Origin of the sequence: Pauljensenia hongkongensis (genome assembly GCF_001746855.1) — a bacterium.
GTDB lineage: Bacteria > Actinomycetota > Actinomycetes > Actinomycetales > Actinomycetaceae > Pauljensenia > Pauljensenia hongkongensis.
This window is the reverse complement of the sequence record NZ_CP017298.1, coordinates 120601-129145: the sequence shown is the minus strand read 5'-3', so window position 1 is coordinate 129145 and position 8545 is coordinate 120601. Positions and strand designations below refer to the sequence as shown.

The 8545-nt window shown below is 72.8% G+C and carries 8 protein-coding genes and 1 riboswitch; of the genes, 2 read left to right on the top strand and 6 right to left on the bottom strand.

The features are described 5' to 3' along the window. The 4 genes from BH719_RS09460 to BH719_RS00580 all read right to left on the bottom strand — a co-directional run. On the bottom strand, positions 1 to 656 hold a 656-nt coding region (locus BH719_RS09460), incomplete at its 3' end, for a helix-turn-helix transcriptional regulator (RefSeq protein ID WP_173647166.1). Continuing rightward, a complete protein-coding gene (locus BH719_RS00590) occupies positions 649 to 1596 on the bottom strand; it encodes a helix-turn-helix transcriptional regulator (protein ID WP_009399832.1) in 948 nt (315 codons plus the stop codon). The genes BH719_RS00590 and BH719_RS09460, both read right to left, overlap by 8 nt. A gap of 50 nt (positions 1597 to 1646) precedes the next feature. Further along, the gene (locus BH719_RS00585) at positions 1647 to 2672 is read right to left on the bottom strand and encodes an ABC transporter substrate-binding protein (protein ID WP_009399830.1); all 1026 of its coding nucleotides are present in this window, start codon (positions 2670 to 2672) and stop codon (positions 1647 to 1649) included. Between the two features lie 12 nt (positions 2673 to 2684). Next, a complete protein-coding gene (locus BH719_RS00580; protein ID WP_034219430.1) occupies positions 2685 to 3458 on the bottom strand; it encodes an ABC transporter permease in 774 nt (257 codons plus the stop codon). A 53-nt stretch (positions 3459 to 3511) separates the two neighbouring features. Next, a riboswitch (FMN riboswitch) is annotated at positions 3512 to 3639 on the bottom strand. A gap of 561 nt (positions 3640 to 4200) precedes the next feature. On the opposite strand from BH719_RS00580, the gene BH719_RS00575 reads away from it, so the two are divergent. Next, positions 4201 to 5409, top strand: coding sequence for an OmpA family protein (locus tag BH719_RS00575; protein WP_009399820.1), 1209 nt, complete (start codon positions 4201 to 4203; stop codon positions 5407 to 5409). A gap of 78 nt (positions 5410 to 5487) precedes the next feature. Next, a complete protein-coding gene (locus BH719_RS00570; RefSeq protein WP_009399818.1) occupies positions 5488 to 6261 on the top strand; it encodes an alpha/beta fold hydrolase in 774 nt (257 codons plus the stop codon). 64 nt (positions 6262 to 6325) lie between these two features. On the opposite strand, the gene rpe is transcribed toward BH719_RS00570, so the two are convergent. Further along, positions 6326 to 6988, bottom strand: a complete 663-nt coding sequence (gene rpe, locus BH719_RS00565) for a ribulose-phosphate 3-epimerase (RefSeq protein ID WP_009399815.1) — start codon at positions 6986 to 6988, stop codon at positions 6326 to 6328. A gap of 10 nt (positions 6989 to 6998) precedes the next feature. Further along, entirely contained in the window at positions 6999 to 8474 is a 1476-nt protein-coding gene (locus BH719_RS00560) for a transcription antitermination factor NusB (protein WP_034255104.1), read from the bottom strand. Positions 8475 to 8545: the final 71 nt, after the last annotated feature.

Here is an 8545-nt window from a genome sequence, read left to right as displayed (position 1 = left end):
TCCGCCTCGAGGCCCTCGATGCCGTCCAGGCGGAAGGACCGCTCCGCCCCGGCGCCGTGGCACCAGCCGCGCAGGATCCACCCCGTGGCCGAGCGCTCCAGCGCCCACGGGCTCACCCGCCGCGAGGAGACTCCGCCCTGCCCGTTCGTGTACGTGAAGGACACCCGCTCGCGCCCGGCTATGGCCCGGCCGAGCGCGTCGAAGAGGCCGCGCAGCGCCGCGTCCTGGTCCTGGTCGTCCCCCCGGGAGCGCAGCGTCACCTCCCCTCCGCCGTCTTCGGAGGCCAGGGCGCGCACCGCCATGGCCGCCCCCGGGATCTGCCGACGGTACTCGTCGCCGACGACGTCGGACAGGGCCTGGAGGCCGATGAGGATCGCCGTCGCCTCCTGGGCGCTGAGCCGCAGGGGCGCGTCGGCGCCCAGCGCGGAGCGGATCACCAGGGCGCCGTCCTCCTCCAAGCGCTCCCAATCGAGGTCGAGCGAGGCGCCCGGCAGGGAGTCGCCGACCTCGGCGAGGTAGCGCGCGTCCCGCAGCATCTGGCGCTTGGAGCGCCCGAAGTGCGCGGCCGCCTCGTCGACGCCGACCCCGGGGTGGTCCCACAGCCACGCCACCAGCGACAGGAGGCGCACGACGGATTGCGAAGTCCCCTCAGGCATCTCCGCCCTCCGCCCCACGGTCCCCGTCGAGGCGGGCGGCGGCCTCCAAGCGGCGCAGGACCGCGTCGCGCAGCTCCACGGGCTCGACGACGACCACGTCCTCGGCGCGCGCCAGGACCCTGCTGATCCACCGGCCCACGTCCGCCTCGCGCCCCCGCCACAGGCGCCACGGGGAGGACGGGGGCTCCTCCCCCACCGGCCCGTCCAGGTGGCGGGCCAAGCGCCCCGGGTCGCCGAGGACGGCGAGCACCGGGGCGACGCGGCGGTCGGCGAAGGGGTCGCCAAGATCCGTGGGCGGCTCGTCCGCGTCCCCGGCCTGCCCGAGGAAGGACACCGCGGAGCCCACCCGGCTGATGCGGAAGAGCCTGTCCGCCCCGCGGTCCAGGTCGAAGCCCCACAGGTACAGCGCGCGGCCGCGCACGACGATCCGCCAGGGCTCGACGCTGCGCTCCTCAGTGCCCCGCGCCCCCTCGTAGTCGAAGGAGACGACGCGGCGCTCGCGGATACCGGTGGCGAAGTCCGCGGCGGCGCGGACCCCTGTGAGGTCCATCCGCAGCAGGTCGGGCGCCCCCGATCCGTCCGAGGCGGCCGCGACCTTGGGGCCCGCGCTGGGCCCGACGCCGTCACCGGGCGACCACGCCTGCAGCGCGAGGCCGACCAGGACGGCTTGGACGGGGTTGAGGCGCGCGCCGACGCGGGCGAAGGAGCCGGGGCTGATCGAGTAGGTGTCGCCATCGGGACCAGCCCCCACCCGCAGGTCGACGCCGATCTGGCGCAGCGCGTCCTTGTCCCGCTGGAACTGGGACTCGAAGGCGCGCTCCCCCAGCCCCCTGTACGCGTCCATGCGGCGGATGCGGGCCTTCGAGCGCCCGCGCTCAGCGCCGAGCACCTCGAAGAAGAGCTCGAGCAGGCGGGCCTGGGCGGACAGCGTTTCTACCACGCGACCACCCTACTTCGAAGCCGCGGGCGGCCGCAGCGCACTCGCCCGCCTCAGCTGGACCGGGGCGCGGCCGCGTAGTCGTTGGTCACCACCGAGGACACGTCGATGTCCGTGGTGACGGCGTTGATCTGGCGGAGGAAGTCGGCCATCATGCCCCACCGCTCCAAGTCCTGCGCGGTGTTGGCGCTGCCCGACTCGTCGACCCACAGGGGATCCGTCGCCTCTAGCACCGCGCGGGCGGCGGCCTCGGCGCCGGAGTCGGTGCCCGTCTGCGCCATGGTCGCCTCGATCGCGGCGTCCGGGCGCTGGTGGATGGCCTCCATGGCCGCGCCCAGCGAGGCGACGACGCCGCGCGCCTGATCGGGGTGCGAGGCCGCCCACGCGCGCGTCGTGATGATGGAGGCGCCGATCAGCGGGGCGTCGTCGGGCAGGCCGATGGACCGCACGTCCAGGCCCGCCAGGCGCATCTGCACGAGGTCGTTGTTCGAGAAGCCCACGACGGCGTCGACGTCGCCCTGCGTGAGGGCGGCCTGCTGCGTGTACCCGATGGACGAGACGGTGACGTCGGCCAGGGTCAGGCCCGCCCCCTGCAGGGCGGCGAGGGTCGCGTACCAGTTGGACCCGTACTCTCCGGGGATCCCGATGGTGGCGCCCTTGAGGTCGGCCAGGGACTGGATGGGCGAGTCGTCGCGCACGATGACCGTGCCCGGATAGTCGCGGTAGTAGCTCCCGATGGACACGAGGTCCATGCCCTGCGTGGAGGCGACGGCCGCCTCGTCGCCCGAGGCGATGACCACGTCCTCCTCACCCGCGAGCAGCGCGGTGAACAGGCCCTCGTCGGAGCCGTGGTGGCGCACGGAGGCGTCCACGCCGTTGTCGGTGAAGATCCCCTCGGAGACCGCCACGTAGGCGGGGGCGAACTGCACGTTCGGGATGTAGGTGAGGCCCACCACGACCGATGTGGACCGGTCGTTCCCGCCCGAGGCGGGGGCTGCCTGCTGCGATCCGCAGGCGCTCAGCCCGAGGGCCGTGACCGCCAGGGCGGCGGCGGCGCGTAGGATGCGTGAGAGGGTCATTGTGGTGCTCCTTCAGCGGGTGGTGTCGTATCGCCTCGACCGCTCGACGCGGTAGATGACCGCGTAGAGGACGGTCGCCATGAGGCACAGCAGCGCGATGACGACGAACATGCCGGCCGTGTCGACATTGGTTCTCATTTGGACGAGCACTTGCCCCAGGCCGGTGCCCCCCATGACCATCTCCCCCACGACCGCTCCCGTCACGGACAGGGTGAAGCCGTTGCGCAGGCCGCCCAGGATGGAGTGCGCCGCGAGCGGCAGCTCCATTGTGAGCGCCATCGTGGCCCCGGAGGCGCCGTCAAGGGCGGCAGCCTCGAGCAGCTCGGGGTCGATGTGGCGCAGTCCGACCACCGACGAGACGAGGATGGGGAAGAAGACCATGAGCGCGCACAGGAGTGCGACGGAGAGGGGGCCGTAGCCGGTCCACAGGACGACGATGGGGGCGATCGCGATGGCCGGGAGGGCCTGGGTGGCCCCCAGGAAGGGCTCGACCGCGGCGGAGACGAGGCGGCTGCGGTACACGACGTAGGCCAGTGGCAGCGCCACCGCCGTCCCTATCGCGCACCCGGCCAGCGCCTCCCCGCCCGTCACCGCCGCACGCGACCACGTCTGCGGGTTGTGGGCCAGTTGCACGGCCCGGGCCGCCACCGCCGCTGGCGACGGGAGCCTCCACGCCTCGATGCCGGTCGCCGACGTCGTGGCCCACCAGCCGAGCAGGCAGATGGCGAGGAATGCGAGCGGGGCGACCACTGCGAGCGCGCCCCGGGGCTTCGATCCGCGTGCCACGGTGTCTCTTTCCGGCATCCGGGTACGCACGGCGAAGAGGACGCCGGGCGCCCTCCGCACTCCTCCCATCCGGACTCTCACCGTCGGTTCCGGATTCCCACCGGATCAGCCGTCCGCGTCTGGCGGACGGGTCGCGGACTCTCACCGCCGGTTCGGAATTGCACCGACCCCGGAGTACTCGTCCCCCATTGTGCCATCGGGGCGCACGGCTTGGCCAGCGGGCCCGGAGGGCGGCACGGGGCCAGGGCGCACCCGCTGCGCCGGGCACGGGATTTCCGCGCCGTTGCAACGGCGCGGCGGATTCTCCTCGCGCTGGGCCTGGGAATGGACCGCATGCGCGCTGGGCACTGCGCGGACGACTCCTGTTCGAATCTTGGGATACTACTGGATGATCCCTGTATGGAACCTGCATGCTCGCTGGACGGATACGCAGAGGATCTGCGCCCGTCCCAGCCGCGCCGCCGTCCGGCCAGCACGGCGCCCGGAGCCACCGGCGATCCTGACCGCATTCCCAATATTCAAGCGCATCCGCTCCATCCACTCAAGACCATGACGCGACTTCGTGGCGTACCAATGGGTTGCAGTACTACCACGCGGTCATAATTTACGTTATGCTGCCCGTGACAGGCACTCCTGCCGGGAGCGCCCCATCACCGCCAGGGCCCGCGGCTCGGGCGGCGGTGTTCCGATCAAAGGCGCCCCCCGGCGACCCCGGTGGGCGCGCAATTCAGGAGGACCACACATGATGAGGAAGAACCCAATGACAGCGGCGGTCCTCGCGGCCACCGCCGCCCTCGTGGCCGCGGGGTGCTCGGGGGGATTGCACCAGTCCGCGGGGGCCGCGCAACCGGCCGGCCCCAGCCAGGCCCCTTCCTCCCAGGCCCCCGGGACCGCTGTGCCCGGGTACAAGCCCGGGGAGATCCCGCCCATCCCCCTCTTCTCCATCCCGCCCATCGACGTGTTCGCCCAGAACGCCGACAAGGCGGTCATCTCCTCGGTCTCCTCCGCCGTCGCCTCCGTGCCCGGCGTCACCGTGGCGCCCGCCTCGTGCGACGCCGCCGGCTACAAGCACTCGGGGAACACGACGTTCTCCGGCGACGGGTCCAGCCTCACCCAGAGCGGCGACCTGTCCGCCTCCAACAACGGCGACGGGAGCGGCTACATCTCCGAGGGGCCGATATGGGTCTCCTACGACGGGCAGGGCGGCGGCACCTACAGGAACGACGACGACGACATCAGCATCAGCGTCAATCCGGACGGATCGGGGCACTACTACTCCCCCTCGGTGGACATCAACCGCTGGGCCGACGGATCGGGCAACTACTCGAACAAGGACACCGGGGACGATATCCAGATCGATCCCAACGGCTCCAGCTACTTCTGGAACGACAAGACGGGTACCCGTTACTTCAACTACGGGAACGGCAGCGGCTACTACACGGACGACACCGGTCTGTACATCATCAACAACGGCGACGGCACGGCCACCGTCAACGGCGACACGACGGTTCCCGCCGACCCACTGCCCCCCGTGCAACCGGTGGGGGCCTTCCCGCCCGTCGCGGGCCTCGCCCCCTCCCAGTCGTGCGGCACAGCCATCACCTTGGACGACTCCGTGCTCTTCGACTTCGGCGAGTCCACCGTGCGCGCCGACGCCGCGGACACCCTGGCCAAACTCGCCAGCGTCCTCACCGACGCCGGAGCCCCCACCGCCCACGTCTACGGGCACACCGACTCCGTCGGGGACGACGCCTCCAACCAGACCCTGTCCGAGCAGCGCGCCAAGGCGGTGGTGGACGAGCTCAAGAAGAACGGCGCCACCACCGCTCTGGATTGGAAGGGCTTCGGCGAGACCCAGCCCATCGCCCCCAACACCAACGACGACGGCAGCGACAACCCCGCCGGGCGCCAGGCCAACCGCCGCGTCGAGATCTACATCCCCACCTTCTAACCCACGACACAAACCCACAACCCGGCGCGCGCCCGCGGCCCCCGGCTGCGGGCGCGCCGTTCAGGAGGACCACGCACAATGGCGACCGCACTCGCACTGCACGAATGGGGGGACCCCACGGCCCCGCCCCTGCTCCTCGTCCACGGCCTGACGGAGTCCGCCACGGCGTGGCCCGACGCGGTGGCCCGGTGGTCGCCCCGTTACCACGTCCTGGCGGTGGACCAGCGGGGGCACGGGGCGTCCCCGCGCTGGGACGACCAGACCCTGGCCAGGGCGCCGCGAACCCTGCAGGAGGACCTCGAAGGGGTGCTCTCATCGTTCCCCGAGCCCCCGGTCGTCGTGGCGCACAGCCTCGGGGCGCTCGTATCCCTGCGTGTGGGCGCCGCCAGGCCCGACCTGGTCCGCGCGCTGGTCCTCGAGGACGCCGCGCGCCCCACTGGGGACTGGGAGCCGGACGCCTGGTTCGTGGAGCACCAGGAGCGGTTCCTCGACGCCTTCGCCGACGGAGGCGCGTCCGAGCGGGAGCGCATGCGGCGCGCGTCCTCGTGGAGCGAGGCGGAGATCGAGGGGTGGGCGGGCTGCAAGGCGCAGGTCGACCGCCGTTACATCCGCGAGGGCACGTACCTGGGCGAAGCCGACCTGCTCAGCGCGGTCAACCGGTTGGAGGTGCCGGCGCTGTACCTCGCCCCCCGCAACGGGGACATGGCGCCGGCCCCCTCCGAGGTGGTCAACCCGCTCGTGCGCCTGGTACTGCTCGACGGCGTCGGGCACTGCGTGCGGCGGGACGACCCGGAAGCCTACCACTCACTGGCCGACCCCTTCATCGAGGAGGCCTCAGCCGCCGAGCGGTGACCGCGCCCGAGGCGCGCAGCCCCCGTCCGCGTGATCCGGATTCGCAGGATCCGGGCGGCGCGGCCTAGTGGCAGTGCGCGGAGGCGAGGCGGCGCAACACCTCCACCTCCTCGAGGGCGTCGTCGGCGCGGAACACGGCGGAGCCTGCGACGAAGTTGTCCGCGCCCGCCTCGGCGGCGAGCTCGATCGTGGAACGGGACACCCCGCCGTCGACCTGGATCGAGACCTCCAGGCCCGAGGCGTTGACCGCCGCCCGGGTGCGCCGGATCTTCGGCAGCATCGACTCGAGGAACGACTGGCCACCGAAACCGGGCTCCACCGTCATCACGAGGATCATGTCGAACTCGCCGAGCAGATCGACGAAGGGCGCGATGTCGGTCGCCGGGCGGAGTCCGAGCCCCACCTTCGAGCCGATCCTGCGCAGTTCGCGCGCCAGGCGCACCGGCGCCTGCGCGGCCTCCGCGTGGAAGGTCACCGACTGGCATCCGGCCTCGGCGTACTGCGGCGCCCACCTGTCCGGGTCCTCGATCATGAGGTGCGCGTCCACCGGCAGGATCCCGGTCTTGACGACCGCCTCGGCGACGGGGAGCCCCCAGGAGAGGTTCGGGACGAAGTGGTTGTCCATGACGTCGACGTGCGCGACGTCGGCACCCGAGATCTTCTCGAGCTCACCGCGCAGGTCCGCGATGTCGCAGTTGAGGATCGACGGGGAGATTGTGGCATTCATAACGTAAATGCTACAGGCGGCGGAGCGCGGCCACAAACATGGAGTCCGTGCCGTGGCGGTGCCCCCACAGCTGCAGGGTCCGGCCCGCCCCTCCCCCGTCGACGCGCCCCGCCCGGTCGGGGACCGCGAGCGGCTCGACGGCGACCGAGTCGGCCAGCGCGACGGCGTCGAGGAGCTCCCAGCCGCCCGCGCCGAGCAGCCGCTCCACCTGGTCGCGGGTCTCCCTGCGGTGCGGGGAGCACGTCACGTAGGTCATCACGCCGCCCGGGCGCGTGAGGGCGCCCGCCCGGTCGAGCAGCCGCTCCTGCAACTCCACGAGCCCGTCGACGTCCCCCGGGGCCCGCCTCCACCGCGACTCGGGGCGTCTGCGCATGGAGCCCATTCCCGTGCAGGGCGCGTCCACCAGGACGCGGTCGAAGGAGCCCAGCGGCCACTGCGTCCCCTGCCCCCCGAACGTCCTGCCGTCGCCCGACACGACTTCGACCGTCCCCAGTGCCCGGGTGGTCCTCTCCACGAGGCGGGCGCGGTGCGGGTGGATCTCGTTGGCGACCACATGGGCGCCGCGCCCCGCCGCCAGTGCGCCCAGGAGGGCGGCTTTGCCCCCCGGGCCCGCGCACAGGTCCAGCCATGAGGAGTCCCCCTGGCCGACGAGCGGCGCCCCGGCGCAGATCTGGGCGGCCAACTGGGAGCCCTCGTCCTGCACGCCCGCCAGCCCCTGCCGGATCGACGGCAGTCGCGCGGGGTCGCCGGAGGCGAGGAGGACCGCGCACTTGCTCACCAGCCCCGTGGCGACCCGCGCCGACAGCACGTCCTCGGCCTCCTCGCACAGCTCCTCGACGCCGATCAGGCCGGGGCGGGCGGCCAGTGAGACGATGGGCGCCTCGTTGTCGGCTGCGAGCGCGTCCTCCAGCTCCGCCTCGTCGTAGCCGTGGGCGGCCAGGGCGGCGCGCAAGGCCCGCACCATCCATTCGGGGTGCGAGTGGGCGACCGCCAGGCGCGCGTCCCCGTCCTCGATCCGCGCGATCTCCTCGTCGATGCGGCCGACCTCCTCGCGGGCGAGGGCCCTGAGCACCGCGTTGACCATGCGCACGGGGCCGTCGGTCAGGTGCTCCCGCGCGACATCGACGGTGGCGGAGACGGCGGCGTGGTCGGGCACGCGCATGTCGAGCAGCTGGTGGGCGCCCATCCGCAACAGGTCGAGCACGCGGGGATCCAGGTCCCCCAGTGGGCGGTCCACGTGCCGGGCGAGCGCCCAGTCGAGGCGCCCCCGGGCCCGCAGGGTGCCGTGGACCAGCTCCGAAGTGAAGGCCGCGTCCCGGTCGTCGAAGGGCTCTTCGCGGCGGATCCGGCGCAGGGCCTTGGGGAGGACGATGTTCGCGAAGGCGCCGGAGGAGGTGACTTCGGAGAGGACTTCGAAGGCGACGCGCCGGGGCGCGTCCGCCCTGCGCAGCTTGCGGTACCCGTCGGCGTAGCGCCTCTGGCTCATCGCGGCGCCCCCTCCGTCCCGCCCATGCGGGCCCCGGGCGCCAGGCGGGCGCCCCGCGCCCACGCGGCGGC

Excerpts from the sequence above, each read along its gene's own strand:
- BH719_RS00570 (WP_009399818.1), top strand. The coding sequence starts at position 5,488 with ATGGCGACCGCACTCGCACTGCACGAATGGGGGGACCCCACGGCCCCG.
- BH719_RS00585 (WP_009399830.1), bottom strand. The coding sequence starts at position 2,672 with ATGACCCTCTCACGCATCCTACGCGCCGCCGCCGCCCTGGCGGTCACG.
- rpe (WP_009399815.1), bottom strand. The coding sequence starts at position 6,988 with ATGAATGCCACAATCTCCCCGTCGATCCTCAACTGCGACATCGCGGAC.
- BH719_RS00575 (WP_009399820.1), top strand. The coding sequence starts at position 4,201 with ATGATGAGGAAGAACCCAATGACAGCGGCGGTCCTCGCGGCCACCGCC.
- BH719_RS00560 (WP_034255104.1), bottom strand. The coding sequence starts at position 8,474 with ATGAGCCAGAGGCGCTACGCCGACGGGTACCGCAAGCTGCGCAGGGCG.